The organism is Pseudomonas sp. MIL9 (assembly GCF_016887925.1).
Classification (GTDB): Bacteria; Pseudomonadota; Gammaproteobacteria; order Pseudomonadales; family Pseudomonadaceae; genus Aquipseudomonas; species Aquipseudomonas mohnii.
Genome location: NZ_JAFEHE010000033.1, coordinates 33782 through 58875, shown reverse-complemented (window position 1 = coordinate 58875; position 25094 = coordinate 33782). Strand labels below are relative to the sequence as shown.

The 25094-nt window shown below is 57.6% G+C and carries 23 protein-coding genes, 4 tRNA genes and 2 pseudogenes; 24 read left to right on the top strand and 5 right to left on the bottom strand.

The window, feature by feature from the left end; translation table 11 throughout:
• The 6 genes and pseudogenes from JQF37_RS31585 to JQF37_RS28865 all read left to right on the top strand — a co-directional run.
• A pseudogene (locus JQF37_RS31585) lies at positions 1–117 on the top strand (dolichol-phosphate mannosyltransferase); the annotation flags it as partial.
• Positions 114–392 (top strand): lipid-A-disaccharide synthase N-terminal domain-containing protein, encoded by a 279-nt coding sequence (locus tag JQF37_RS28885; RefSeq protein WP_047527501.1) that lies wholly within the window; start codon positions 114–116, stop codon positions 390–392. The pseudogene JQF37_RS31585 and the gene JQF37_RS28885, both read left to right, overlap by 4 nt.
• Positions 393–395: 3 nt before the next feature.
• Positions 396–1904 carry a glycosyltransferase family 39 protein gene (locus JQF37_RS28880; RefSeq protein WP_130207751.1) on the top strand — a complete coding sequence of 503 codons (1509 nt, stop codon included), beginning with the start codon at positions 396–398 and terminating at the stop codon, positions 1902–1904.
• An 11-nt stretch (positions 1905–1915) separates the two neighbouring features.
• The gene (locus JQF37_RS28875; protein ID WP_130207749.1) at positions 1916–2836 is read left to right on the top strand and encodes an SdiA-regulated domain-containing protein; all 921 of its coding nucleotides are present in this window, start codon (positions 1916–1918) and stop codon (positions 2834–2836) included.
• A 19-nt stretch (positions 2837–2855) separates the two neighbouring features.
• A complete protein-coding gene (locus JQF37_RS28870; protein ID WP_130207747.1) occupies positions 2856–4274 on the top strand; it encodes a glycosyltransferase family 39 protein in 1419 nt (472 codons plus the stop codon).
• A 324-nt stretch (positions 4275–4598) separates the two neighbouring features.
• The gene (locus tag JQF37_RS28865; RefSeq protein ID WP_130207743.1) at positions 4599–5108 is read left to right on the top strand and encodes a DUF1993 domain-containing protein; all 510 of its coding nucleotides are present in this window, start codon (positions 4599–4601) and stop codon (positions 5106–5108) included.
• Between the two features lie 119 nt (positions 5109–5227).
• On the opposite strand, the gene sstT is transcribed toward JQF37_RS28865, so the two are convergent.
• Positions 5228–6460 carry a serine/threonine transporter SstT gene (gene sstT, locus JQF37_RS28860; protein WP_130207741.1) on the bottom strand — a complete coding sequence of 411 codons (1233 nt, stop codon included), beginning with the start codon at positions 6458–6460 and terminating at the stop codon, positions 5228–5230.
• A gap of 463 nt (positions 6461–6923) precedes the next feature.
• Here sstT and JQF37_RS28855 point away from each other — a divergent pair, with 463 nt between their 5' ends.
• Positions 6924–8081: an MFS transporter gene (locus JQF37_RS28855; protein ID WP_130207737.1), complete on the top strand. Its 1158-nt coding sequence runs from the start codon at positions 6924–6926 to the stop codon at positions 8079–8081.
• Positions 8082–8085: 4 nt separating this feature from the next.
• Here the strand turns inward: JQF37_RS28855 and nhaR are convergent, their stop codons facing one another.
• Positions 8086–8985: a transcriptional activator NhaR gene (gene nhaR, locus JQF37_RS28850; RefSeq protein WP_130207735.1), complete on the bottom strand. Its 900-nt coding sequence runs from the start codon at positions 8983–8985 to the stop codon at positions 8086–8088.
• A gap of 135 nt (positions 8986–9120) precedes the next feature.
• On the opposite strand from nhaR, the gene JQF37_RS28845 reads away from it, so the two are divergent.
• Both JQF37_RS28845 and JQF37_RS28840 read left to right on the top strand, forming a co-directional pair.
• Positions 9121–9363: a hypothetical protein gene (locus JQF37_RS28845; protein ID WP_090468342.1), complete on the top strand. Its 243-nt coding sequence runs from the start codon at positions 9121–9123 to the stop codon at positions 9361–9363.
• A 29-nt stretch (positions 9364–9392) separates the two neighbouring features.
• Positions 9393–10142: a TerC family protein gene (locus JQF37_RS28840; protein WP_047527520.1), complete on the top strand. Its 750-nt coding sequence runs from the start codon at positions 9393–9395 to the stop codon at positions 10140–10142.
• Positions 10143–10219: 77 nt separating this feature from the next.
• Here JQF37_RS28840 and JQF37_RS28835 read toward each other — a convergent pair whose 3' ends face one another.
• Positions 10220–10390, bottom strand: a complete 171-nt coding sequence (locus JQF37_RS28835; RefSeq protein ID WP_189340410.1) for a hypothetical protein — start codon at positions 10388–10390, stop codon at positions 10220–10222.
• Positions 10391–10557: 167 nt separating this feature from the next.
• On the opposite strand from JQF37_RS28835, the pseudogene JQF37_RS28830 reads away from it, so the two are divergent.
• The 3 genes and pseudogenes from JQF37_RS28830 to JQF37_RS28820 all read left to right on the top strand — a co-directional run bounded on the left by JQF37_RS28830 (position 10558) and on the right by JQF37_RS28820 (position 11831).
• Positions 10558–11287: pseudogene (locus JQF37_RS28830) on the top strand (peptidase C39 family protein).
• A 90-nt stretch (positions 11288–11377) separates the two neighbouring features.
• On the top strand, positions 11378–11584 hold the full coding sequence (locus JQF37_RS28825) for a DUF6021 family protein (RefSeq protein WP_047527521.1): 207 nt from the start codon (positions 11378–11380) through the stop codon (positions 11582–11584).
• A gap of 31 nt (positions 11585–11615) precedes the next feature.
• Complete coding sequence (locus JQF37_RS28820) at positions 11616–11831, top strand: hypothetical protein (protein WP_047527523.1); 216 nt, start codon at positions 11616–11618, stop codon at positions 11829–11831.
• Positions 11832–11886: 55 nt separating this feature from the next.
• Here the strand turns inward: JQF37_RS28820 and pbpG are convergent, their stop codons facing one another.
• Complete coding sequence (pbpG, locus tag JQF37_RS28815; protein WP_047527524.1) at positions 11887–12825, bottom strand: D-alanyl-D-alanine endopeptidase; 939 nt, start codon at positions 12823–12825, stop codon at positions 11887–11889.
• A 237-nt stretch (positions 12826–13062) separates the two neighbouring features.
• Positions 13063–13917 (bottom strand): bifunctional methylenetetrahydrofolate dehydrogenase/methenyltetrahydrofolate cyclohydrolase FolD, encoded by an 855-nt coding sequence (gene folD / locus JQF37_RS28810; protein WP_130207733.1) that lies wholly within the window; start codon positions 13915–13917, stop codon positions 13063–13065.
• Between the two features lie 275 nt (positions 13918–14192).
• On the opposite strand from folD, the gene JQF37_RS28805 reads away from it, so the two are divergent.
• The 12 genes from JQF37_RS28805 (at position 14193) to JQF37_RS28750 (ending at position 25093) form a co-directional block, all read left to right on the top strand.
• A tRNA-Arg gene (locus JQF37_RS28805) sits at positions 14193–14269 on the top strand.
• Between the two features lie 32 nt (positions 14270–14301).
• Positions 14302–14377: transfer RNA gene (locus JQF37_RS28800), tRNA-His, on the top strand.
• A 57-nt stretch (positions 14378–14434) separates the two neighbouring features.
• Positions 14435–14519, top strand: a tRNA-Leu gene (locus JQF37_RS28795).
• 78 nt (positions 14520–14597) lie between these two features.
• Positions 14598–14673, top strand: a tRNA-His gene (locus JQF37_RS28790).
• A gap of 402 nt (positions 14674–15075) precedes the next feature.
• Positions 15076–16386, top strand: a complete 1311-nt coding sequence (tig, locus tag JQF37_RS28785; protein ID WP_047527526.1) for a trigger factor — start codon at positions 15076–15078, stop codon at positions 16384–16386.
• Positions 16387–16479: 93 nt separating this feature from the next.
• On the top strand, positions 16480–17115 hold the full coding sequence (gene clpP / locus JQF37_RS28780) for an ATP-dependent Clp endopeptidase proteolytic subunit ClpP (protein WP_090468346.1): 636 nt from the start codon (positions 16480–16482) through the stop codon (positions 17113–17115).
• Between the two features lie 112 nt (positions 17116–17227).
• Positions 17228–18511, top strand: a complete 1284-nt coding sequence (gene clpX / locus JQF37_RS28775; RefSeq protein ID WP_047527529.1) for an ATP-dependent Clp protease ATP-binding subunit ClpX — start codon at positions 17228–17230, stop codon at positions 18509–18511.
• A gap of 270 nt (positions 18512–18781) precedes the next feature.
• Complete coding sequence (gene lon, locus JQF37_RS28770; RefSeq protein WP_130207731.1) at positions 18782–21178, top strand: endopeptidase La; 2397 nt, start codon at positions 18782–18784, stop codon at positions 21176–21178.
• A gap of 149 nt (positions 21179–21327) precedes the next feature.
• Positions 21328–21600, top strand: a complete 273-nt coding sequence (locus tag JQF37_RS28765; protein ID WP_002552737.1) for an HU family DNA-binding protein — start codon at positions 21328–21330, stop codon at positions 21598–21600.
• Positions 21601–21832: 232 nt separating this feature from the next.
• On the top strand, positions 21833–23704 hold the full coding sequence (locus JQF37_RS28760) for a SurA N-terminal domain-containing protein (protein ID WP_130207729.1): 1872 nt from the start codon (positions 21833–21835) through the stop codon (positions 23702–23704).
• A 204-nt stretch (positions 23705–23908) separates the two neighbouring features.
• Positions 23909–24757 carry a DUF2242 domain-containing protein gene (locus tag JQF37_RS28755; RefSeq protein WP_130207727.1) on the top strand — a complete coding sequence of 283 codons (849 nt, stop codon included), beginning with the start codon at positions 23909–23911 and terminating at the stop codon, positions 24755–24757.
• A gap of 150 nt (positions 24758–24907) precedes the next feature.
• Positions 24908–25093, top strand: a complete 186-nt coding sequence (locus tag JQF37_RS28750; protein ID WP_130207725.1) for a hypothetical protein — start codon at positions 24908–24910, stop codon at positions 25091–25093.
• Position 25094 lies beyond the last annotated feature (1 nt).

The following is a 25094-nucleotide window of genomic DNA, read 5'->3' as shown; positions in this document are numbered from 1 at the left end:
GTGTCCAAGTACGGAAATATCGACCGCGCCCTTGTCGGCATTCTCGACCTCTTCGGGGTGTGGTGGTTGATCAAGCGTACTCGCCTGAATACTCAGGCTCGGGAGGTTCAGGAATGAACCTTTCCCGCGAATCCTTGTGGTTGGTGGTCGGCTTTGCCGGCCAGATCGCGTTCACCGGCCGTTTCGTTCTGCAGTGGCTGTACAGCGAATACAAAAAACGCAGCGTGATCCCGACCAGCTTCTGGTACCTGAGTATCGTCGGCAGTGCCCTGCTGCTGATGTATGCCATCTACCGGCAGGACCCGGTGTTCATTGCCGGTCAGGCTTTTGGCTTTATTGTTTATCTGCGCAACCTGCAACTGATTGCAAAAAGCAAAAACCTCAAGGAGTAAGTCATGCGCAGATCGTTGTCGCCCAGGGTCGAATGCCTGGGGTTGATGTTGCTCGCCCTGCTTTTGGTCGGTGCCGGTCTGGGCTTGCGTCAAGTACAGAACGTCGATGAAGAGCGTTTCCTCGGCGTGGCCCTGGAAATGCTGCACAACGGTTCATGGCTGATTCCCCATCGCGCCGGGGAGATCTACGGCGACAAGCCGCCGATCTTCATGTGGACGGTGGCGTTCTTCGCCTGGCTGACCGGCAAACCCAACCTTGCCCTGTTCATACCCGGGCTTTTTTCCGCGGTGACCGTCACGGCGATGGTCTATGACTTGGGCCGCCGGCTGTGGAACCAGCGCATCGGGCGCATTGCCGCGCTGTTGTACCTGGCGACCTACCAGACCTACAGCATCCTGCGCACCGGGCAGATCGACAGCTTTCTGATTCTGTTCACCACGCTGGGCCTCTACGGCCTGGCCCGTCATCTGTTGCTGGGGCCGACATGGCGCTGGTTCTATGTAGGCTGTGCGGGCATGGGCATCGGGGTGATCACCAAAGGCGTGGGCTTTCTGCCGGCGCTGATGCTGATCCCTTATGCCTATGCGGTACGCAAGGATTGGTCGGGCGTGGTGGCCATGCCGGGCCAGGCGCGCAAATGGTGGCTCGGGTTGCTGGTGATGCTGGCGGCGATCGCGGTCTGGCTGTTACCCCTGACCTTGTCCATCGTGCTCAACGGCTCCGCTGACGAAGTGGCCTATGCCCGGGAAATCCTCCTGCGCCAGACCGCCGGACGCTACGCCGCTTCGTGGGACCACCGTGAACCGTTCTGGTACTTCTTCACCAACGTCATTCCGCAATACTGGTTGCCTTTGGTACTGGCCTTGCCATGGCTGGTGCCAGCCTGGCGCCGTCAGCTGCAAAAGCGTGACGGCCGGGTGCTGGTGCTGCTCGGTTGGGTGGCGCTGGTGGTGCTGTTCTTTTGCATCAGTGCCGGTAAACGCAAGTTGTACATCTACCCGGCGCTGCCTGGCCTGGTACTGGCCGCCGCGCCGCTGATTCCCTGGCTGCTGCAGCGCTGGTTCAAGCGGCGTCCGCGCTTGCGCCGGGTATTTCCGGCCCTGGTGGCGGGCTGGTTCGTGCTGTGGTTCGCCCGTGGGTTTATCGAGCCGATCAAGGACGGCGCCAATCCACACGTAGCAATCATGGAGCAAGCCGCGTCGATGACCCACGGTGCTGACCTGGTACTGGTCAACTGGCGCGAGGGACATTGGTTGTACGCCCGTCAGCCGATCGTGCATTTCGGTATGGCCGAGTCCTCGGTCGAGCAGGCTGCACAATGGCTGCGCGATCACCCCAAGGCTTATGCATTGGTCCCGGACGAGTTGCTTGGCCAGTGCTTCGCCCCCGAGGCTGCACATGAACTGGGCGAAACGTCCCGTGCCGAGTGGTCGATCGTCGGCGCCGATGCCGATAACGGCAAATGCCATCCGGGGCAGCCTGGGCATGTCTATCGTTTCACTTGGGATTGAGAAAAATAATAATGAGCAAGGCAAGGAAAGCGGGGCTGTTGGTTGTCGTTATCGCGTTGGCACTGGTGATCACTACAGGCGTGCGTTCTGCCTGGTTCTCGCAGTTGTACGGACACTGGCACAACCAGTGGTACGGCAATCAGGCACCGGACAAAAATATCTGGCTGCCTGACTATAAGGCGGTGATCCAGGCCAAACCTGTGGAGGGTGTCACCAATTTGTCCGGCATCGCTTACGATTACGATCGTGATCGCCTGCTGGGAATCACCAATGGCGAGCACATGGGAATCGTGGTGTTGAGCCGCAACGGCGACTTGCTCGGACGCTACCCGCTGATCGGCTTCGAAGACACCGAAGGCATCGCTTACATCGGCGGTGGACGGGTGGTGATCGCCGATGAAAGACTGCAGCAACTGGACATCGTCACCTTGCCCGACACCCCTGCGCCGATCCATGTCGAACAAGCACAATTTGTTGCCATCGGCGTCAACCTGAGCCCGCACAACAAAGGGTTTGAAGGTGTGACGTACGACCGGGCCAATGATCGTGTCTTCGCCATCAAGGAGCGTGATCCGCGCCAGCTGTACTCGGTGACAGGCATGCTCGCTTCCATGGGCGGCCCTCTACAGATCCGTATCAAGGACTTGACGTCCTGGGTTAACCGCAGTGTCTTCAGCCGAGACCTCTCCGATGGCTACTTCGATCCGAAGAGCGGGCACCTTTTGTTGCTCAGTGATGAGTCCGCCAATATCACCGAACTGGACGGCGAGGGGAACTTCGTCAGCATTCTCTCCCTGCGCAGCCAGGCGGGCGATCTTAAGCATTCGGTGCCGCAGGGCGAGGGTATGACGATGGACACCGATGGCGATCTGTACGTCGTCAGCGAGCCCTACCTTTTCTATCGCTTCAGCAAGACCAAAACGCTCAAGTAACTGCTGTGGAGTAACTTTGATGGGTGTGAGCCTGACTCGTTTGTCGAACCGCAATGTCGCCTTGCTTGCGGCCATAGCCATTGCGCTGCTGTTTTTCTGGGGTCTGGGCAGCGTACCGTTTTTGAGTGTCAACGAAGCCCGGCGCGCGGTCACCGTCCGCGAAATGCGAGAAGCGGGGAGCTGGTTGCTGCCTTATATGAACGGCGATCTGTACCTGTCCAAGCCGCCGTTTTTCTACTGGGCCGGTCTCGTTTCGACCGCCGTGGTGGGCAGCTTGTCCGAGTGGAGCATGCGCCTGCCTTCGGCGCTGGCCGCAACCTTGTGCTGTGTCGGTACTTATCTATACGGCGTCAGGCAGGCGGGGCGCCAGGTGGGGCTGTTTGCGATGGTGTTCCTGGCCGCGAACGGGGCATTCAGCCTGTTCGCCCGTCGCTCTGAAATCGAGATGCTGCTGACCCTGCTGTGTTTCGGCGCGCTGTTGGCAGCCTGGCAATTCATATTCCAGCAGGGCCGGGCCGTTTGGAGTCGACTCAGCTACGTCCTCATCGGCTGCGCGTTGTTGACCAAGGGGCCGGTGTGCCTTCTGTGGGTGACGGCGCCGATTCTGGCTTATGCCTTGATCTATCGCGATGCCCGGGCCAAAGCCTATCTGTGTGACGGTTGGGGCTGGCTCCTTGCATCGGTTCTGGGTGGTTCCTGGTATCTGGCCGTGTCCATCAACCAGGGTTGGGGTGTCTGGGCGTCGATCATCAGCGAAGACATCGTGAAGAAGATCGACGGGCAAGGCGCCGAGGCCTGGTATGCCTACCTGTTGTACCTGGCCGGTGATTTCTTCCCGTTCTGGCTGATTGTATTCGTGCAGCCGCGAAAGTTCTGGGCAATGATCCGTTCGCGCCGCGAGGCGGCCATGTTGCTGTGTTGCAGTCTGCTGCCACTGTTGGTCTTTTCTTGCTTCACCGAAAAACACGGCAAGTATTTGCTGCCGATTTACCCGTCCATGGCGCTGCTGCTGGCCATGCACTGGGCGGCCGTGCTTGACGACGCGAAGGGCCGCTGGCGTGCCTGCCTGGCCACGGTTCCCTACGTGATGCTGGCCGGGTTCGTGGTGTTTTATGCGTTCGTCGAGGCGCGGGTGCTGTCTCACCGCGTCGCTGGCCTGGAGCAGGTCGCCACGCTGGCGGCGGGGCAACCGGGCCAGAAAGCCTACACAATCGGTGAGCCGGATATCCGCCTGGTCTACTACATGGGCCGACCGGTCGCGCCACTGACGATTGATCAGTTGCAAGGGGACGCCCGGCCAGCGGGGCTGCTGTTCGTGCCGGAGCCTCTGGATCCGCAATTGCAAAACCTGGCGTCGTGCAAGGTCGGAGAAATCGATACGTATCTGAAACCGGGCCGTTCAGCGCTGTTGATCCGCATGGGCGGCGATTGCCACTGATCGGCAATCGTGATTCGCAGACTTCGTCTGCTGGTGGCCGGCTTTTACGGCTCAATGCTTGTCGCGCCTTTGCTCATGTACTCGAAGCCAGGCAGTCGAAGGCGACTGCCTGATCCGTGCGCAACAAAAGACAAGTCGCAGAAGGGGCGGTCATGGCTATAATCGGCGCACGTTCCAAAACCGATCACCTGTGGGAGCCTGCTCGCGATGGACTCAAGCGCAACGCGTTTGTCCAGAATCAACGCGTTATCGTTAACGTCCATCGCGAGCAGGCTCGCTCCTACAGGTGGTCGAAGTTTCCCTCCGACATCACACGAGACTGCCATGACCATTTCCCTGTACGACGCTTCCGTTCCTGTTTTCAAACAAATGCTCAACGCTCTGAGTGACGTGCTGAAGAAGGCCGAAGCCCACGCGACTGAAAAGAACATCGACCCGAATGCGTTCCTGCAAGCGCGCCTGTACCCGGACATGTTCCCGCTGGTGCGTCAGGTGCAGATCGCCGTTGATTTCGCCAAGGGCGTTTCCGCCCGTCTGGCCGAAGTTGAACTGCCGAAGTACGACGATAGCGAAACCACTTTCGCCGAGCTGCAAGCCTTGATCGCCAAGGTCCTGGCCTTCATCGGCGAGATCAAGCCGGAGCAGATCAACGGCAAGGAAGGCATCGAAATCGTCACGCGTCCAGGCACCCCTAAAGAGAAGCGCTTCAGTGGCCAGGCATACCTGCTGAGCTATGGCTTGCCGCAGTTCTTCTTCCATGTCACCACCGCTTACGCCTTGTTGCGTCATAACGGCGTGGAAGTGGGCAAGCGCGACTACATGGGCGCGTTCTAAACCGTCCAGATACAAAAAAGCCCCCGCAGCCTTGGGTCGCGGGGGCTTTTTCATGTGCGCGCATTTATACGCGTCACCACGAACCCTGTGGGAGCGAGCTTGCTCCCACAGGTTTTTTGTCAGGCCAAACGCTCGGCTTTCTGCTCTTCACCCAGGCAAGCCGCCGCCGTGAACAGCACATCAGTGGATGAATTCAACGCCGTCTCCGCCGAGTCCTGCAATACCCCGATGATGAAACCGACCGCTACCACCTGCATCGCGATTTCACTCGGGATGCCGAACAAACTGCACGCCAGTGGAATCAGCAACAACGAACCGCCCGCCACACCCGAAGCGCCACAGGCGCAGATCGCCGCGACAACGCTGAGCAGGATGGCGGTCGGGATGTCCACGGCAATGTTCAGGGTATGCACCGCTGCCAGCGCCAGTACGGTAATGGTGATGGCCGCACCGGCCATGTTGATGGTGGCGCCAAGCGGGATCGACACTGAGTAGGTGTCTTCGTGCAGGCCCAGGCGCTTGCTCAATTCCAGGTTGACCGGGATGTTCGCTGCCGAGCTGCGGGTGAAGAAGGCAGTGATGCCGCTTTCACGCAGGCACATCAACACCAGCGGATACGGATTGCGACGCAGTTTCCAGAACACGATGGCGGGGTTCATCACCAGCGCCACGAACAGCATGCAGCCGAGCAGCACAGTCAGCAGATGTGCGTAGCCGATCAAGGCACCGAAACCGGAGGTGGCCAGGGTCGAGGCCACCAGGCCGAAGATCCCCAGCGGTGCGAAGCGAATCACCACGCGCACGATCACGGTGACGCCATTGGACAGGTCGCCCAGCACTTCGCGGGTGGTGTCGCCAGCGTGGCGAATGGCGACGCCCATGCCGATGGCCCAGGCCAGAATGCCGATGAAATTGGCGTTCATCAGTGCGCTGATCGGGTTGTCGACCACGCTCAGCAACAGGCTTTGCAGGACTTCGCCGATACCGCCGGGCGCGGTGACCGCAACGTCATGGGTCGACAGCACCAGGCTGGAGGGGAACATCATGCTCGCCACTACCGCGACCACGGCGGCGGCGAAGGTGCCCAGCAGATACAGGAACAGAATCGGCCGGATATGGGTTTCCTGGCCGTGCTTGTGGTTGGCGATCGACGCCATGACCAGCACGAACACCAGAATCGGCGCGACCGCTTTCAGCGCGCTGACGAAGACCTTGCCGATAAACGCCGTGGACTTTGCCGCTTCCGGCGCGAACAGGGCCAGGGCAATCCCGGCGATCAAACCGATGATGATTTGCGTGACCAGGCTGGTGCGTTTGAGGTGTTGCCATAGAGAAGGGGATGAAGCGGTCATAAAACGGCATCTCTGATTTTTTGTAAGTGCATGGTTTCGCAGGTTTGCAGCAACAAGCCGGGCAGGCCGCAGGCCGGAAACCGTAAGGAGAAACGCGGGGGTGTAATGTCATTCAGCGTGTAGAAGCCTTGTGGGAGCGAGCCTGCTCGCGATGACGGTGGAACCGTCAACATGAGTGTTTGCTGACACTCCGCCTTCGCGAGCAGGCTCGCTCCCACAGGTTTTGTCACTTGAATGAGCAGCATCGACCACAGGGTGTACGTTTTTCAGGGCGCGGACTTTATCACAGCGCAGGGCCGATCCTTCAGACCTGTGACGAACTGACGCCCTGGCGTTCAACGCGATATGCAGGTTCGTGCAACCGCATCCGGAAACACTCTGTTAAGATTCGCCATCCTCTTTTTCATGTCTGCCAGTGAGCCTTCGGGCTATCGCTGGTGTTGTCGTTTTTCTGGAGTTTTGCATGCGGTTGTTGCCCATCCTTCTGTTGTCCGCCGCCGGTTTCACGGTGCTGACCACGGAGTTCATCATTGTCGGCCTGCTGCCGGCCATCGCCCGCGACCTTGAGGTCAGCATCCCGCAAGCGGGTTTGCTGGTGACCCTGTTCGCTTTTACCGTGGCCGCCTTCGGGCCATTCCTCACCGCGTATTTCGCCCGGTTCGAGCGGCGCAAGCTGTTCATCAGCGTGTTGATCATGTTCGGCCTGGCCAACACCCTCGCGGCGTTGGCGCCCAATATCTGGGTCATGGCGCTTGCTCGCTTGATTCCGGCGTTGGGCTTGCCGGTGTTCTGGGCGCTGGCCAGTGAGACGGCTGTGGACATTGTCGGGCCGGATTACGCCGGACGCGCCATCGCCAAAATCGGCTTCGGCATTGTCTGCGCCACGGTGTTCGGTATTCCGGTGGGCACCCTGATCTCCGATGCATTTGGCTGGCGCAGTGCTTTCGGCATCCTCGCGGTTATCGCGTTTGCCAAGGCGCTTTTGCTGTTCATCTATCTGCCGAAAACCAGTCTGCATCAGCATCAGGCCAGTTTCCGTTCACAGTTCAAGATTCTGCGCAGCCCCGTGATGGTCGGCCACGTACTGCTGTCGATCGTTGTGTTCAGCGGCATGTTCACCGCCTACACCTATCTGGCGGACATCCTCGAACGTTTGGCCGGATTCGATGGCACGGTGGTTGGCTGGTGTCTGATGGGCTTTGGCGCGGTCGGGTTGATCGGTAACTCGCTGGGGGGCCGTGCGGTGGATCGGCATCCGCTGATCGCGTCGATGATGTTTTGCGCGTTCATGATCGCCGGGCTGGTGGCGCTGGTGCCGAACATTCATTCGCCAGTTGGTCTGGCGGCGGCGATGGGTATCTGGGGCATCACTCAGGCAGCACTGTTTCTGGTCAGCCATGTGCGCTTGATGAAAGCCGCACCCGAGGCGCCAGCCTTTGCCGCCTCGCTGAACATCGCCGGGGCCAACCTGGGGATTGGCCTGGGCGCCATGATCGGCGGCCGGGTCATCGACAGCGTTGGCCTGCAAGGCCTGGGGTTTGCGGCGGCCGCTTTTATTCTGGCATCGATCCTGTTGGCGCTTGCCCTGATGACTTTCAAACCCCGCGAAGTCTTCGCCTGAGGCTTCATAGTTCGGTAAACAATTCGCGGCGGGCACCTTCGGTAATGGCGACAATGCCGGGGTGCTTGACCTTGCGTTCCACCGAAATGGCATAGAACGACTCGCTCACCGCGTCGGTCTGGCCAATCACCTCCACGCCGTATTGGCGCCGCACTTCATCGGCGATCACGCTCGGGCCGATGAAAATCCCGCTACCGGACTGCCCGAAGGCTTGCATCAAGGCGCTGTCGTCGAATTCGCCAACGATGCGCGGCTGGATCTGTTGCTCGGCGAACCAGCGTTGCAAGCGGCTGCGCACCACGGTTTCCGGCCCGGGGATCAGCAGCGGAGCGCCGTTGAGGCTGCGGGGGAAGTCCCCACCGTAGAGCGCTGCCAGCTCAGCGGTCGCGAAAAAACTGATCCCGCATTCACCGAGTTTCTGGCTGTAGCCCTTGATGTCCAGGTGCGACGGCATCGGGCTGTCGGAGATCACCAGATCCAGACGCTGGATGGCCAGGTCGGCGAGCAGGCGTTCCAGCTTGTCCTCGCGACAGGTGATGCGCAGGGGGTCGCTCAATTCCATGGTGGGCGCGATCAGGCGGTAGACGATGGATTTGGGGACCACATCGGCCACACCGACGCGGAACAGAATCTGCTGCTCATTGGGTTGCGCTCGCAGCATCAATTCCAACTCTCCACCCAGCTGAAACATCTGTTCAGCGTAGGGCAGGGTTTGCCGGCCAGCCTCGGTCAGCTCCAGTTGCCGACCGACCTTGCGAAACAACTCGATGCCATAGGTCTGTTCGAGCAGCGAAATCTGCCCACTGATGGTCTGGGGCGTCAGGTTCAGTTGCTCGCAGGCACGCACGATGCTGCCGGTCTTGGCCACGACCCAGAAGTAATGCAGTTGTCGATAGTTGAGCATGGGAACCTACAGTTCGTAAAAACCGAAGTATATACGCTGAAAATACGAATTTTCCTGAAGTGTTCATCTCCCTAGAATGCGTCGCTATCAACGGGCCATCGTCTCGGCGCCGTTTGTTCTATTGAAGGAGGCAACATGAAGCTTAAGACCACGGCATTGCTGATCACGTCTTTACTGGTACTGGCCGGCTGTGACCAGGCCGAAAAAAGTGCCCAGCAACTGATGGGCAAAGCCGCCGAAAGCGCCAAACAGGCCATCGACGACACCCATAAAGCCGCCGAACAAGCGCTGAGCGATGCCACTGGCGGGTTGATCAGCAAAAAAGAATCAACGGAAAAAGACGCGGAAAAAACCGAATCTTCCTCCCAGGAAATCTAAACCGTCTTACAGCGAGTCAGGACTGACCCATGGAATACCTTTTACAACTAGCTGCCAGCCCCACCGCGTGGGTTGCCCTGGCCACCCTGGTGGTGATGGAAATCGTGCTTGGCATCGATAACCTGATCTTTATTTCGATCCTGACCAACAAGCTGCCTGAGCAACATAGACAGAAAGCACGGCGCATCGGTATCGGCATGGCGCTGATTCTGCGACTGGGCCTGCTGAGCACCATTGCGTTCATCGTCCAGTTGACGGCGCCTGTGATCGAAGTGTTTGGCCAGGCCTTCTCCTGGAAAGACATGATCCTGATTGCCGGTGGCCTGTTCCTGTTGTGGAAAGCCACCACCGAGATCCATCACAGCATGGACCCGGCTCCGGAAGATCCGACGTCGGCGACCTCGACCGTGACCCTGGGCTTCGCTGCGGCGATTGGTCAGATCCTGATGCTGGACATGGTGTTCTCCATCGACAGCATCATTACCGCTGTCGGCATGACCGAGCATTTGCCGATCATGATCATCGCGGTGGTGGTGTCGGTGCTGGTGATGTTGCTGGCGGCTGATCCCCTGGCCAAGTTCATCAACGACAACCCGACGGTGGTGATGCTGGCCCTGGGCTTCCTGATCATGATCGGCATGACGCTGATCGCCGAAGGCTTCGGCGCCCACGTACCGAAAGGTTACGTCTACGCTGCCATGGCGTTCTCGGCTGCGATCGAGGTGTTGAACATGATGTCCCGCCGCGCCCGGCAGAAGCGGGTCTCCGCTGAAGCTTGATTGGCGCTGAACGAAACGGCCGCCTGCACTCGAAAGAGTCCAGGCGGCCGTTTTTTTGTAGGGGCCCAACGCTTCGATTAATGGGCTGTGGCGTGGCTCGTGGCCGGTTCTTCGGCTTTCACCAGGGGCGCCGGTTGAGCAGGGTGGTGATGGTGCCGACGAGTAATGCGCAGAACTCCCCATAGCATGGCGGTGGCAACGGCCAGCCAGCCGGAAATCAACATCACGATTGTCATTGTCAGGCTCATCGATGCCTCCTCTTTGCCCGGCGGCGGGCACACACGACTTGCAAGTGACAGTCTAGACGCTGCGGTGTTGCAGGCTATTGACCAAAGGTCGACCCGGATCAACCAGTTCGCTCTATCGAATGCAATCAACTACCGGTTAAGGCTATACCGCTGTCGCGAGGCATCCTATGATCGACGGCCAAGCCGGGAGTGCGATTGCCTGGCGTCTGAACGAAGAGAGTGATGATGGTGCGAGTAATTTCTCGAATTCTATCGGCGGCACTGATTGTGGGGTGCGTGGCTGGTTTGGCAGGTTGCGCGGGCAGTGTCGCACCTGAGATCAAGCGTCTGCCGGAGCGCGTCGAACTCAGCGGCCGGTTCTATAAGGGCGTAGCCAATCAAAGCGGGCCTCAAGTGTTGGCGAGCATGCTGTCCCAGCAGGGCGTTGTGATTACCCCGGGCTTGCTCGACAAGCCGTTGCATTTGCCGGGTGCCGAAGCGCAACTGCAACAGAACATGCAGAACCTGGCCCGTGAATACGGGATGATGGTCTATCCCCTCGACAGCAATCTGCCTGCCTTGCTGACTCAGGTCGCTGCCGGGTATCCGGTCATGGTGCGCTTTACTGAAGGTTCTGCGCTGTGGGCCGAGCCGCGTTATGCCATTCTCGCCGGGTACAACCGGCAGAAACAGACGGTACTGCTGCGCGCCGGCATGAGTCAGAGGACGATGATGAGTTTCAGCTCGTTTGAGTCGTCTTTCAGGGATGCCGGTGGCTGGGCGGTTTTGATTCAGGCGCCGACACAGGTTCCGGCCAGCGTCGATCGGCAGCGCTGGTTAAAGGCTGCAAGCGACCTCGCCCAGGCCGGCCAGGAGCAAGCGGCCGCCAGGGCGAAAAAAGCCTTGGGCGCACAGTAAGCCCGTTCGTCACCCCCATGGCACCACTGCGCATTGCCAGCCTCTGATGATTGAAGCCCGAGTTTCTCGGGCCGCGACCAGGAGGCGTTCATGGCTCATTTCAATACTCCCGCCGGTCCGCACTCGTCTGAGCATTCGTCTGGCGACGAGTTGGGGTTCGACCCCGACTCTCCGGATCTCGCCGACCCTCAGGTCGATCCCATCGGTCCGGCAAAGGCGCCACGGGATGTAAAGCCGGGCGACAATCCCAAGGCTCCGGCAAAGCCTTACGATCCACTCGGTGATCTGAAACCCTAGGTCTCATTGCCAGGTCTCATTGGAGGTGCGTATGTCTACTGATTCGAGCTTTGACGATAAACGTCCGGAAAACGTCCCGACCACCCCTGAGCAAGACGTGGATCCGGTGATGGATCCGGATAGCCCGATGAGGGATCCTCTGGCTCGGCCAACCGTGGTGTCAACCGAACATCCGAAACCCTGGAGAGACCCGAGTACCGGCGACGGGATTCCGGATGATGACCAGATGCCGCTGCCCAATGATTAAGGCGGAAAGCAAAAGCCCCGAATGATCGGGGCTTTTGCTTTCTACTGTCGTGCCGTTATTTCGACGCTTCAACCACGCCGCTTTGGCGATGTTTGAGGTTCTTTTCGGATTTGTATTGCAGGGCTACAGAGGGTACGTCTGCGCTGTGGCCGGTTTCGACCCAATTGCGGATGCGAGTGGCGTCGGCAAAGTGAGTGTACTTGCCATAAGCATCGAGGATCACCAGTGCTACCGGGCGGTTAGCCATATGGGTCACCAACACCAGGCAGTGACCCGCTTCGTTGGTGAAACCGGTTTTCGTCAGTTCGATGTTCCAGTTCGGCTTGCCCACCAGATGGTCAGTGTTGCGGAAACCCAGGCTGTAGTTGGGTTTGCGGAACGACACGGTTTTTTCCTTGGTGGTGCTCAGTTGCGTCAGCAGCGGGTATTTGTGTGCCGCGACCAGCAGTTTGCTCAGGTCGCGGGCTGTGGACACGTTGCGTGGCGAGAGGCCGGTCGGCTCGACGAAATGGGTATTGGTCATGCCCAGCGCCTTGGCTTTGGCGTTCATGGCAGCAATGAACGCCGCGTAGCCACCCGGATAATGGTGCGCCAGGCTCGCGGCGGCACGGTTTTCCGAAGACATCAAGGCGATCAGCAGCATCTCCCGTCGCGGCATTTCGCTGTTGAGCTTGACCCGGGAGAACACGCCTTTCATTTCCGGCGTATTGCTGATGTTGATATTGATGTATTCGTCCATGTTCTGCCGGGCTTCGACGACCACCAGGCCGGTCATCAGTTTGCTCACCGAAGCGATGGGGACAACGACGTCGGGATTGCTGGCGTAAATGACTTTGTTGGACTGCAAGTCGACCAGCAATGCGCTGCCGGAAGCGATCTTCAGGTGTGAGGTGTCTCGAGGCGCGGCGGTGGTTTCGCCAGCGCTGGCGATTGGCGTGATGAAAGTCCCTGTAACTGCAAAAAATAGGCTCAGGATGGAAAGACGGATTTTCACGCTGGCAGACTCATAAAATGTTGATAAGCCGTTTTGTAACGGGCTATTTCGTAAAAAGCGCGACATTCTGGAGTATGGCTGAATAACTGTCGATGGTTGTTCCGGGAAGTGGTTAAAGTCCTTTGAAACATGAAAAAAATGTCATTTTCCGGCAGGTGGTCGACATTTATCTGCGGGCAAAAAGAACCCCGCCATGGGCGGGGTTCCTTGACTTGTTGCCAACGCCGGAAACGGGACTCAGCTGTGCAGGGTTTCGGCCGCGTACAGTGTGTTTTCCAGCAGGCATGCGCGAGTCATCGGACCGACGCCGCCGGGCACTGGAGTGATCCAGCCGGCGCGGGGCAGGGCGGTTTCGTAAACCACGTCGCCGACCAGCTTGCCGTCTTCCTGACGGTTGATGCCGACGTCGATCACGATTGCGCCTTCCTTGATCCATTCACCCTTGACCAGGCCCGGCTTGCCGGCGGCCACCACGACCAGATCCGCGCGACCGACGTGGCCGGCCAGGTCTCTGGTGAAGCGGTGGGTGACGGTCACGGTGCAACCGGCCAGCAACAACTCCATCGCCATCGGGCGACCCACGATATTGGAAGCACCGACAATCACGGCATTCATCCCGTACAGATCGGCACCGGTGCTTTCCAGCAAGGTCATGATGCCTTTAGGGGTGCACGGACGCAGCAGCGGTATGCGTTGGGCCAGGCGACCGACGTTATACGGGTGGAAGCCGTCGACGTCTTTATCCGGACGAATGCGCTCCAGCAACTTGGACGCGTCCAGGTGTTCCGGTAGAGGAAGTTGAAGCAGAACACCGTCAATTGCCGGATCGTCATTGAGGCGATCGATCAGATCGGTCAGCGCTTCTTGAGTGGTTTCGGAAGGCAGGTCATAAGCTTGGGAGAGGAAGCCGACCTCTTCACAGTCTTTACGCTTGTGCGAGACATAAACCTGAGAGGCAGGATCGCTGCCGACCAGGATCACCGCGAGTCCGGGCGTACGCAGGCCTTGCTGGCGACGCTCGTTGACCCGTTGGGCGATCTGCTGGCGCAGGCTGGCGGCGATCGATTTGCCGTCGATTAGTTGTGCAGTCATTGCGCGTGATTAACCATCGAGAGGGGAAAAAAAGAGAGCGCATTCTCGCATGTCATGAGGTGAGGGCAAAGGCGCTTGGTCTGCAAATTCCCCTAACTCCTTTAATTAAATGAATTTTTTTTAAAAAGGATTTGACGACCCTCGGGGGGCTCTATACTATTCGTCGCACTTGTCGGGCACAGCCTAGCACTGGTTAAGAAGGTCGAGCGGAATCAAGGTTCTGCAAGGCTGGAAAGCATTTAGTTTGTAGTCCTCCAAGGTTACAGATTAACAAGGCGCCCGTAGCTCAGCTGGATAGAGCATCCGCCTTCTAAGCGGATGGTCGCAGGTTCGAGTCCTGCCGGGTGCGCCATTAGGCAGCTTTGGCACAAGTAGCGCGATATGGTGGGCGTAGCTCAGTTGGTAGAGCACGGGATTGTGACTCCCGTTGTCGTGGGTTCGATCCCCATCGTCCACCCCATATTTCGAAAGGCGCCAGATTAAAAGTCTGGCGCCTTTGCTTTAACAGCTTAAACCCGCGGATGTGGTGGAATTGGTAGACACACTGGATTTAGGTTCCAGCGCCGCGAGGCGTAAGAGTTCGAGTCTCTTCATCCGCACCAAATAAAGCTTCAGTCATGCCGCTTGGCTTGTTTGGGGCTGACTAAAGAAGTTGTTTGGCTTCTTTGTCATGCAATATGGTGGGCGTAGCTCAGTTGGTAGAGCACGGGATTGTGACTCCCGTTGTCGTGGGTTCGATCCCCATCGTCCACCCCATATTTCGAAAGGCGCCAGATTGAAAAGTCTGGCGCCTTTTTTGTTTCAGCGGTTCGAGTATTCAGCGGCTGCAGGTTCTGGGTCGCAGGGGCAGGGCGTTTCGTCGTATTTATGTTTCTCGATGATGCTGCGCTGCCCGCCGGCCTTGCTCGCAAGATCGGCTGTCAGGGAGATGATTGGCTGCCTCTTCTATATATAGAAGGGTTGGCGCAGAGCCCTGGCGTGATTGGCTGTATTTGCCACCGGGGCGAGGTGCATCCGTGCATTCGCACCTATAAATTGCCAGCTGCTTTTTTACCCGTTTTCAGTAGGGTGACTTCTTGAGTTTGACCCACTAGAATGCATGCCCTTGATTCTGGGGTCGGAAACGGCCGGCTAACGTCTGTGCAACGAGGAATATCCATGCAAGTTTCTGTTGAAAATACTTCTGCTCTTGAGCGCCGCATGAGCATCACCGTGCCGGCTGAGCGCATCGAGACTCAGGTCAACAAGCGTCTGCAGCAGACTGCCCAAAAGGCCAAGATTGCTGGCTTCCGTCCAGGCAAAGTGCCAATGAGCGAAATCAAGCGCCGTTTCGGCGCTGAAGCTCGCCAGGAAGCTGTAGGCGACGTGATCCAGTCCTCTTTCTATGAAGCTGTGGTTGAGCAGAAGCTGAACCCGGCTGGTTCGCCTTCGATCGAGCCTAAGTCGCTCGAAGCTGGCAAGGACCTGGAATACGTTGCTGTTTTTGAAGTGTTCCCTGAGTTCACCGTTGCCGGTTTCGAAGGTATCACCGTAGAGCGTCTGAGCGCTGACGTGGCTGATGCCGATCTGGACAAGATGCTGGACATCCTGCGCAAGCAGAACACCCGTTTCGAGGTGGCCGATCGCGCTGCTCAAAACGAAGACCAGCTGAACATCGATTTCGTTGGCAAGGTCGACGGTGAAGTGTTCGCTGGCGGTTCCGCCAAGGGTACTCAGCTGGTTCTGGGTTCCGGTCGCATGATCCCTGGTTTCGAGGATGGCCTGGTTGGCGCCAAGGCCGGCGAAGAGCGCGTTCTGAACCTGACCTTCCCGGAGGACTATCAGAACCTGGACCTGGCAGGCAAAACCGCTGAGTTCACCGTTACCGTAAACACCGTTTCCGAGCCAAAACTGCCAGAGCTGACCGAAGAGTTCTTCGCTCAATTCGGCATCAAGGAAAGCGGTCTGGAAGGCTTCCGCACCGAAGTTCGCAAGAACATGGAGCGCGAGCTGCGTCAGGCGATCAAATCCAAGGTCAAGAATCAGGTCATGGATGGTCTGCTGGCCACCAACCCGATCGAAGTGCCTAAGGCTCTGCTGTCCAACGAAGTTGACCGTCTGCGCGTGCAGGCTGTTCAGCAGTTCGGCGGCAACATCAAGCCTGATCAATTGCCGGCCGAGCTGTTCGAAGAACAAGCCAAACGCCGCGTAGTACTGGGTCTGATCGTCGCTGAAGTGGTCAAGCAATTCGACCTCAAGCCTGACGAAGCCCGCGTTCGCGAGATGATTCAGGAGATGGCTTCGGCTTACCAAGAGCCTGAGCAGGTTGTGTCCTGGTACTACAAGAACGACCAGCAACTGAACGAAGTCCGTTCGGTTGTGCTGGAAGAACAAGTTGTGGATACTGTTCTGCAGAAAGCTAGCGTGACCGACAAATCGGTCTCTTACGAAGAAGCGGTCAAGCCGGTAGAAGCTCCACAAGCCGACTGATTGTTTTTGCGGTAAGAAGCACACACCATAAGCCAGCCTTCGTGCTGGCTTATGCGTATTCAAGACATAACTATTTGGGAGTGACTGCAGAGCATGTTCCGTAATTCGTATATTCAGCAGAACTCTGATATCCAGGCCGCAGGCGGCCTGGTCCCGATGGTTGTCGAGCAGTCTGCTCGTGGCGAGCGCGCCTATGACATCTACTCGCGTCTTCTCAAGGAGCGAGTGATCTTTCTGGTAGGTCCGGTAGAGGACTACATGGCCAACCTGATCTGTGCGCAACTGCTGTTCCTTGAAGCGGAAAACCCGGACAAGGACATCCATCTCTATATCAACTCCCCGGGTGGTTCGGTGACGGCTGGCATGTCGATCTATGACACCATGCAGTTCATCAAGCCAAACGTGTCGACCACCTGCATTGGCCAAGCGTGCAGCATGGGCGCGTTTCTTCTGACGGCTGGTGCTCCTGGCAAACGTTATTGCCTGCCGAACTCACGTGTGATGATTCACCAGCCATTGGGCGGTTTCCAGGGCCAGGCTTCGGATATCGAAATCCATGCCAAGGAAATCCTCTTTATTCGTGAGCGTCTCAACACGCTGATGGCCAAGCATAGTGGTCGCACTCTTGAAGAAATCGAGCGAGACACAAACCGCGACAATTTCATGAGTGCGGAAGCCGCGCGTGAATATGGGTTGATCGATGAAGTGATCAGCCAGCGCCCTGCTTAAAATAAGCAGCTCAAAATAAGGTTGGTCGGCGGGTCCGATCACCTGCGGGCTTGAAAAAGCCCGCAATAGCCTTCATCTTGTGTTGCAAGCCTATCGGATTTGGATCGAACGAATGACTGACACCCGCAACGGCGAGGACAACGGCAAGCTGCTCTATTGCTCCTTCTGTGGCAAAAGCCAGCATGAAGTACGCAAATTGATTGCCGGCCCCTCGGTCTTTATCTGCGACGAGTGCGTCGACCTGTGCAATGACATCATCCGTGAGGAGGTGCAGGAAGCCCAGGCCGAAAGCAGCGCGCATAAATTGCCTTCGCCTAAAGAAATCAGCGGCATCCTTGATCAGTATGTGATTGGTCAGGAGCGTGCGAAAAAAATTCTGGCCGTAGCGGTGTACAACCACTACAAGCGCCTGAACCAGCGTGACAAAAAGAATGACGATGTCGAACTCGGCAAGAGCAACATCCTGCTGATCGGCCCGACAGGCTCGGGTAAAACCCTGCTTGCCGAAACACTGGCCCGCTTGCTGAACGTTCCGTTCACCATCGCCGACGCAACCACCCTCACCGAGGCGGGTTATGTGGGTGAAGATGTCGAGAACATCATTCAGAAGTTGCTGCAGAAATGCGATTACGACGTGGAAAAAGCCCAGATGGGCATTGTCTACATCGATGAAATCGACAAGATTTCGCGCAAGTCTGACAACCCGTCTATTACCCGGGACGTTTCCGGCGAAGGCGTGCAGCAGGCCCTGCTCAAGTTGATTGAAGGTACAGTCGCTTCCGTTCCGCCTCAAGGTGGTCGCAAGCACCCACAACAGGAATTCCTTCAGGTTGACACCCGTAACATCCTGTTCATCTGCGGTGGTGCATTTTCCGGTCTGGAAAAGGTTATTCAAAACCGTTCCACCAAGGGTGGCATTGGTTTCAACGCAGAAGTGCGCAGCAAGGAAGAGGGCAAGAAAGTCGGTGAATCACTGCGTGAAGTCGAGCCTGACGATCTGGTCAAGTTCGGTCTGATCCCGGAATTCGTCGGTCGTCTGCCGGTTCTTGCCACACTGGACGAGCTCGATGAAGCTGCTTTGATGCAGATCCTCACCGAGCCGAAAAATGCTCTGACCAAGCAGTACGCCAAGTTGTTCGAGATGGAAGGCGTGGACCTGGAATTCCGGGCTGACGCACTGAAATCGGTTGCGAAACGCGCGCTGGAACGCAAAACCGGCGCTCGTGGCCTGCGTTCGATTCTCGAAGGTGTATTGCTCGACACTATGTATGAAATCCCCTCGCAGTCCGAGGTGAGTAAAGTAGTGATCGATGAAAGCGTTATAGAAGGCAAGTCCAAGCCACTGTATATCTATGAAAACAGTGAGCCTGCTGCCAAGGCCGCGCCAGACGCATAAACGTCACGCAGCCGGTACAAAGAAGGGGCCTTCGGGCCCCTTTGCTTTTGTGACAGTGGGTCTGTCGGATCGCCGCGTCGCTGCGAAGGCGACATGCCAGCCAGCCTGCCTGGTTTTTTCGCTGTATCCGGGCCCCACAGTTGCGGCCGCAAGAAGCGATCTTTTAAGTCGTACTTTTATCCGCTTGTTTTTTTCCAGATCAGCCCCCATCTTGGTTTCAAGCTTACTTCCATCTGTTTACGGCCTTATGGCCGCCGTAGAGGCGAAATCATGAAGACAACCATCGAATTGCCTCTCCTGCCATTGCGTGATGTCGTGGTTTATCCGCACATGGTTATCCCGCTGTTCGTGGGGCGCGAGAAATCCATCGAAGCCCTTGAGGCTGCGATGACGGGCGACAAGCAGATCCTTCTGCTGGCACAGAGAAACCCTGCAGACGACGATCCCGGCGAAGATGCGCTTTATCGCGTAGGTACGATTGCCACCGTTCTGCAGTTGCTGAAGCTGCCTGACGGCACGGTTAAGGTTCTGGTCGAAGGCGAGCAACGCGGCGCCGTGGAGCGTTTCAGTGAAGTGGACGGCCATTGCCGTGCTGAAGTCTCCTTGATCGACGAAGTCGACGCGCCTGCGCGCGAGTCGGAAGTGTTCGTGCGCAGCCTGCTGTCGCAGTTCGAACAATATGTGCAGCTGGGCAAGAAAGTCCCGGCTGAAGTCCTCTCGTCGCTCAACAGCATCGATGAGCCTGGGCGCCTGGTCGACACCATGGCCGCGCACATGGCCCTGAAGATCGAGCAGAAGCAGGAAATTCTCGAAATCATCGATTTGTCGGCCCGGGTCGAGCACGTTCTGGCGCTGCTGGATGCCGAGATCGATCTGCTGCAAGTCGAAAAACGCATTCGCGGTCGTGTCAAAAAGCAAATGGAGCGCAGTCAGCGCGAGTACTACCTGAATGAGCAGATGAAAGCCATTCAGAAGGAGCTCGGCGACAGCGACGAGGGGCACAACGAAATCGAAGAGCTGAAAAAGCGTATCGATGCCGCTGGCCTGCCAAAAGACGCGCTGGCCAAGGCTACGGCCGAACTGAACAAGCTCAAGCAAATGTCGCCAATGTCCGCGGAAGCGACCGTGGTGCGCTCGTACATCGACTGGCTGGTTCAGGTGCCGTGGAAGGCTCAGAGCAAAGTGCGTCTGGATCTGGCGCGCGCCGAAGACATTCTCGACGCCGATCACTACGGTCTGGAAGAAGTCAAAGAACGAATTCTCGAATACCTCGCCGTTCAAAAACGCGTGAAAAAGATTCGTGGCCCGGTGTTGTGCCTGGTGGGGCCTCCTGGGGTGGGCAAAACCTCCCTGGCGGAGTCGATTGCGCACGCCACCAACCGTAAATTCGTGCGCATGGCCCTCGGCGGCGTACGTGATGAGGCGGAAATTCGTGGTCATCGCCGTACTTACATCGGTTCGATGCCAGGAAGATTGATTCAAAAGATGACAAAGGTGGGTGTTCGCAACCCGCTGTTCCTGCTCGATGAAATCGACAAGATGGGCAGCGATATGCGTGGCGACCCGGCGTCGGCTTTGCTAGAAGTGCTCGATCCCGAGCAGAACCACAATTTCAACGATCACTATCTGGAAGTCGATTACGACCTGTCCGATGTGATGTTCCTGTGCACCTCGAACTCCATGAACATTCCGCCGGCGCTGCTGGACAGGATGGAAGTGATTCGTCTGCCGGGCTACACCGAAGACGAGAAGATCAACATCGCGGTCAAATACCTTTCGCCCAAGCAGATTACGGCCAATGGCCTTAAGAAAGGCGAGCTGGAATTCGACGCCGAAGCGATCCGCGACATCATCCGCTACTACACCCGCGAAGCCGGTGTACGGGGGCTGGAGCGGCAGATTGCCAAGGTTTGCCGCAAGGCGGTCAAAGAGCATGCACTGGAAAAACGCTTCTCGGTGAAGGTCACCGCAGACATGCTGGAACACTTCCTGGGCGTGCGTAAGTTCCGCTACGGCCTCGCTGAACAGCAAGACCAGATCGGTCAGGTCACCGGATTGGCGTGGACTCAGGTGGGCGGTGAATTGCTGACTATCGAAGCCGCCGTAGTACCGGGTAAAGGCCAGCTGATCAAGACTGGTTCCTTGGGTGACGTGATGGTCGAATCGATCACCGCTGCCTTGACCGTTGTCCGTAGCCGCGCGAAGAGCTTGGGGATCCCCCTGGACTTCCACGAGAAGCGTGACACGCACATCCATATGCCGGAAGGGGCGACCCCGAAAGACGGCCCTAGCGCCGGTGTGGGCATGTGCACGGCGCTGGTTTCGGCACTGACGGGTATCCCTGTGCGCGCGGATGTCGCCATGACCGGTGAAATCACCTTGCGTGGTCAGGTGCTGGCGATCGGTGGCCTGAAAGAAAAACTGTTGGCCGCTCACCGTGGCGGGATCAAGACCGTGATCATTCCGGAAGAGAATGTGCGCGATCTGAAGGAAATTCCCGACAATATCAAGCAAGATCTACAGATTAAACCGGTTAAATGGATTGACGAGGTCCTGCAAATTGCGCTGCAATACGCGCCGGAGCCCTTGCCGGATGTGGCTCCGGAGATCGTCGCGAAGGATGAAAAACGCGAGTCGGATTCTAAGGAAAGAATTAGCACGCATTAGTACGTATTTGCCTGAAGGGCTTCCTTGACAGCTTTTTAGAGCCCTTGTTATAAAGCGGCTCTTAAGTGTCTGTAGGCCATTCAGCACTCGTTTTTGCTTTCACCAAAAAAACTTAGAATCATACTCAAATAGATATAAGGGGACTTAGAGTGAACAAGTCGGAACTGATTGATGCTATCGCTGCATCCGCTGATATCCCGAAAGCTGCTGCTGGCCGTGCGCTGGACGCTGTAATCGAATCCGTCACTGGCGCTCTCAAGGCTGGCGACTCTGTTGTTCTGGTTGGTTTCGGTACTTTCTCCGTAACTGATCGTCCAGCTCGCATTGGTCGTAACCCACAGACCGGTAAGACTCTGGAAATCGCAGCAGCCAAAAAACCAGGTTTCAAAGCCGGTAAAGCTCTGAAAGAAGCTGTCAACTAAGTTCGATTCAGGTTTTTGCCTATCCGGGTCGGGGTCATGCCTGACCTGGCAGCGGAGCGGTAGTCCAGTCGGCAGGTGCCGGTCCGAGACGCCGAGGCTCGCAAGTTCGAGTCATCGGTCCGCTCCGCCAGTTACGAGAAGGCGCATCCTCGGATGCGCCTTTCTTCTATCCGGATTCTACCCACGCTCCACGGTTGCCTAATTTTGAAGTTCAACCGTTTATGGGGGACGCATGCTGCAGAATATCAGGGACAATTCACAAGGCTGGATTGCCAAGACCATTATCGGGGTCATCGTTGCACTGATGGCTTTGACCGGTTTCGACGCCATTTTCAAGGCCACGACGCACAACAATGAAGCGGCAAAGGTCAACGGCGAACAAATCAGCCAGAACGAGCTGAGCCAGGCGGTCGATATGCAACGCCGTCAACTCATGCAACAGCTGGGCAAGGATTTCGATGCTTCCTTGCTCGACGAAAAAATGCTGCGCGAATCGGCCCTCAAAGGCTTGATCGACCGCAAACTGCTGCTGCAAGGCGCAGAGAGCTCGAAATTCGCTTTCTCCGAAGCGGCATTGGACCAGGTCATCCTGCAAACACCTGAATTCCAGGTGGATGGCAAGTTCAGTCCAGAGCGTTTCGATCAGGTTATTCGTCAGCTCGGCTACAGCCGCCTGCAATTCCGTCAGATGCTGGCTCAGGAAATGCTGATCGGTCAATTGCGCGCCGGCGTTGCGGGCAGCGGTTTTGTCACCGATGTACAGGTCCTGGCTTTCGCCCGTCTGGAAAAACAGACCCGCGATTTCGCTTCCCTGAACATCAAGGCTGACCCGGCGGCTGTGAAGTTGACCGACGATGAAGTCAAAGCCTATTACGACGAACACGCCAAGGAATTCATGACGCCAGATCAGGTGGTCATCGATTACCTGGAGTTGAAGAAGGCCTCCTTCTTTGATCAGGTCAGCGTCAAGGACGAAGACCTGCAAGCGGCGTATCAGAAAGAAACCGCGAACCTGTCCGAGCAACGTCGGGCGGCGCACATTCTGATCGAAGTGAACGACAAGACCACTGAGGCGCAAGCCAAGGCCAAGATCGAAGAGATCCAGGCCCGTCTGGCCAAAGGCGATAAATTCGAGGCTCTGGCCAAGGAATTCTCCCAGGATCCGGGTTCGGCCAACAACGGTGGCGATCTTGGCTACGCGGGGCCGGGTGTCTATGATCCAGCGTTCGAAAAAGCATTGTATTCATTGGCCAAGGATCAGGTTTCCGCGCCGGTTCGCACCGACTTCGGTTTCCACCTGATCAAGCTGTTGGGTGTGGAAGCGCCGGAAGTGCCGACCTTCGCCAGCTTGAAAGACAAGCTGACTCGCGAACTGAAGGCCCAGCAGGTCGAACAGCGCTTCGTCGAGGCAACCAAGCAACTGGAAGACTCTTCGTTCGAGGCGTCCGATCTGGCTCAGCCGGCGCAGGACCTGAAGCTGACCGTTCACACCTCCAAGCCGTTCGGCCGTGAAGGTGGCGAAGGTGTTACGGCCAACCGTGCCGTGGTGACCGCAGCGTTCAGCCCTGAAGTACTCGATGAGGGTGCCAACAGCACTGCCATCGAGCTCGATCCGGAAACCGTGATCGTCTTGCGCGCCAAGGAGCACCTCAAGCCTGCGCAGTTGCCGCTGGAAAGCGTCGCCGGCCCGATCCGCGAGCAATTGACCAAGGAGCACGCCAGTGCTGCCGCCAAGACCAAGGCTGACCAACTGATCGCCAGTCTGCGTGATGGCAAGACGCCGTTGGACAAGGCGATCGACGGACAGAACTGGAAAGTCACCGCCGGCGCGACTCGCGCTCAGGAGGGGGTTGACCCAACCGTGCTGCAAGCGCTGTTCCGTATGCCGAAGCCAGTCGCGAAAGACAAACCGGCCTTCAGTAGCGTGACGTTGCCTGATGGCAGCCTGATGATCGTGCGTCTTAACGATGTCAACGAAGCCGCAACGCCAACCGAAGAAGAGAAGGCTCAGTACCGTCGCTTCCTCGCTTCGCGCGTTGGCCAGCAGGACTTTGCGGCTTACCGCAAGCAGCTGGAAAGCCAGGCGGACATCAAGCGTTTCTGATGCCCGACTGAGTTTTGCGCTTATCAAGAACCCCCGGCCGAAAGGTCGGGGTTTTTTGTTTGTGCAATTGTCATCAATCTTCCGGGATCTTTTGCCTAATATCGGGATCAACGGACCTGTAACTGTTTTAAGACGCAATCGTTGCGCCGCTAAGCATCGATCTGTTGCACAATACGCCCCGAACCGATTTCCTCAGGATGTTCAATGTTTAAATCATTTCCCATGCGTGTTGCCGGGCTGGCGCTGGTGCTGGCCGTTGCGGCCGGGTGCTCGTCGAAAAAAGCCGCCATCTACGAGCATGAGAACTTCGCCGACTCCGGTACGTTTTCCCGGAACTATCCGGTGACTGATGCGCAATCCTGTGAAGCCGCCCGTCGGGCGTTGCTTAGCCAGGGCTACATCATCACCAGCAGCGATCCGAAACTGGTCAGTGGTCACAAGAGCTTCCAGCAGACCGGTGAGACCCACATGGAGATCAGCTTCAGTGTGGTGTGTACCGATGATGGTAGCGAGGGGCACCACGCGACCATGTTCGCCAATGCCCTGCAGGACCGCTATGCATTGAAGAAGACCAACAACTCCGCCAGTCTCGGTGTCGGTGTGTTGGGTTCGGTGTCGATGCCAATAGGCTCGTCTGACGATTCGATGGTCAAGGTCGCCAGCGAAACCGTATCGTCGGCCAAGTTCTATGAGCGTTTTTTCACGCTGGTCGAGCTGTTCCTGCCACCGGAGGCGAAGAAGGCGGCACACATCACCGAAAAACCGAAAACCGATCTGGGAGTGCCTGAAGTCAAGGCTGCTCCGGCTCCGTTAGCAGCGACCCCGGCACCGGCAGCAGAACCTGCACCCGTAGCGGTCCCAGTGCCCCCTGCGCCCGCTGAAGCCGCTCCCGCAGCCTCTGAACCGGTTGCGCCGCCGGAAACCGCGCCAGTTGCGGCGACCCGGAGCGAAGAGCCGGCCGCGTCCTCGGAAACCATTGCGCCGCCGACCCATTCAAGCGACATGCCGCCGCCGACAGAACCGATTCCGGCGATGCCTGTTACCGGCCAATAGCGGGTTGCAGCGTCGCGGGTGTGAAAAACCGCTCCCTTTGCGCTGCACAGATTGACCCACGTCAAACCAGGCTGCTGTTCTGCGGCCTGTCTCGAAAAAAACGCTGATAAATGCCTGACCGCCTGCTACGTTTTATCGTAGAGCGAAGGCGTGTCGTGGCTGCGTCATTTTTCTTTCATGCGCGGACTTTATGCTCAAGTTGCTGGTCATTTATTCAGACAATTTTCAATGAGCCGTGGGGGATTCAAAATGGACGATTATCAGGAAGAGCTGCTCGAGTATCAGGCGTTTGAACTGGACCCGCTGGAACCAGCCGAAGACGCGACCGAGCTGTAAG

Excerpts from the sequence above, each read along its gene's own strand:
- JQF37_RS28885 (WP_047527501.1), top strand. The coding sequence starts at position 114 with ATGAACCTTTCCCGCGAATCCTTGTGGTTGGTGGTCGGCTTTGCCGGC.
- JQF37_RS28880 (WP_130207751.1), top strand. The coding sequence starts at position 396 with ATGCGCAGATCGTTGTCGCCCAGGGTCGAATGCCTGGGGTTGATGTTG.
- JQF37_RS28875 (WP_130207749.1), top strand. The coding sequence starts at position 1,916 with ATGAGCAAGGCAAGGAAAGCGGGGCTGTTGGTTGTCGTTATCGCGTTG.
- JQF37_RS28870 (WP_130207747.1), top strand. The coding sequence starts at position 2,856 with ATGGGTGTGAGCCTGACTCGTTTGTCGAACCGCAATGTCGCCTTGCTT.
- JQF37_RS28865 (WP_130207743.1), top strand. The coding sequence starts at position 4,599 with ATGACCATTTCCCTGTACGACGCTTCCGTTCCTGTTTTCAAACAAATG.
- sstT (WP_130207741.1), bottom strand. The coding sequence starts at position 6,460 with ATGACCGCTTCATCCCCTTCTCTATGGCAACACCTCAAACGCACCAGC.
- JQF37_RS28855 (WP_130207737.1), top strand. The coding sequence starts at position 6,924 with ATGCGGTTGTTGCCCATCCTTCTGTTGTCCGCCGCCGGTTTCACGGTG.
- nhaR (WP_130207735.1), bottom strand. The coding sequence starts at position 8,985 with ATGCTCAACTATCGACAACTGCATTACTTCTGGGTCGTGGCCAAGACC.
- JQF37_RS28845 (WP_090468342.1), top strand. The coding sequence starts at position 9,121 with ATGAAGCTTAAGACCACGGCATTGCTGATCACGTCTTTACTGGTACTG.
- JQF37_RS28840 (WP_047527520.1), top strand. The coding sequence starts at position 9,393 with ATGGAATACCTTTTACAACTAGCTGCCAGCCCCACCGCGTGGGTTGCC.
- JQF37_RS28835 (WP_189340410.1), bottom strand. The coding sequence starts at position 10,390 with ATGAGCCTGACAATGACAATCGTGATGTTGATTTCCGGCTGGCTGGCC.
- JQF37_RS28825 (WP_047527521.1), top strand. The coding sequence starts at position 11,378 with ATGGCTCATTTCAATACTCCCGCCGGTCCGCACTCGTCTGAGCATTCG.
- JQF37_RS28820 (WP_047527523.1), top strand. The coding sequence starts at position 11,616 with ATGTCTACTGATTCGAGCTTTGACGATAAACGTCCGGAAAACGTCCCG.
- folD (WP_130207733.1), bottom strand. The coding sequence starts at position 13,917 with ATGACTGCACAACTAATCGACGGCAAATCGATCGCCGCCAGCCTGCGC.
- tig (WP_047527526.1), top strand. The coding sequence starts at position 15,076 with ATGCAAGTTTCTGTTGAAAATACTTCTGCTCTTGAGCGCCGCATGAGC.
- clpP (WP_090468346.1), top strand. The coding sequence starts at position 16,480 with ATGTTCCGTAATTCGTATATTCAGCAGAACTCTGATATCCAGGCCGCA.
- clpX (WP_047527529.1), top strand. The coding sequence starts at position 17,228 with ATGACTGACACCCGCAACGGCGAGGACAACGGCAAGCTGCTCTATTGC.
- lon (WP_130207731.1), top strand. The coding sequence starts at position 18,782 with ATGAAGACAACCATCGAATTGCCTCTCCTGCCATTGCGTGATGTCGTG.
- JQF37_RS28760 (WP_130207729.1), top strand. The coding sequence starts at position 21,833 with ATGCTGCAGAATATCAGGGACAATTCACAAGGCTGGATTGCCAAGACC.
- JQF37_RS28755 (WP_130207727.1), top strand. The coding sequence starts at position 23,909 with ATGTTTAAATCATTTCCCATGCGTGTTGCCGGGCTGGCGCTGGTGCTG.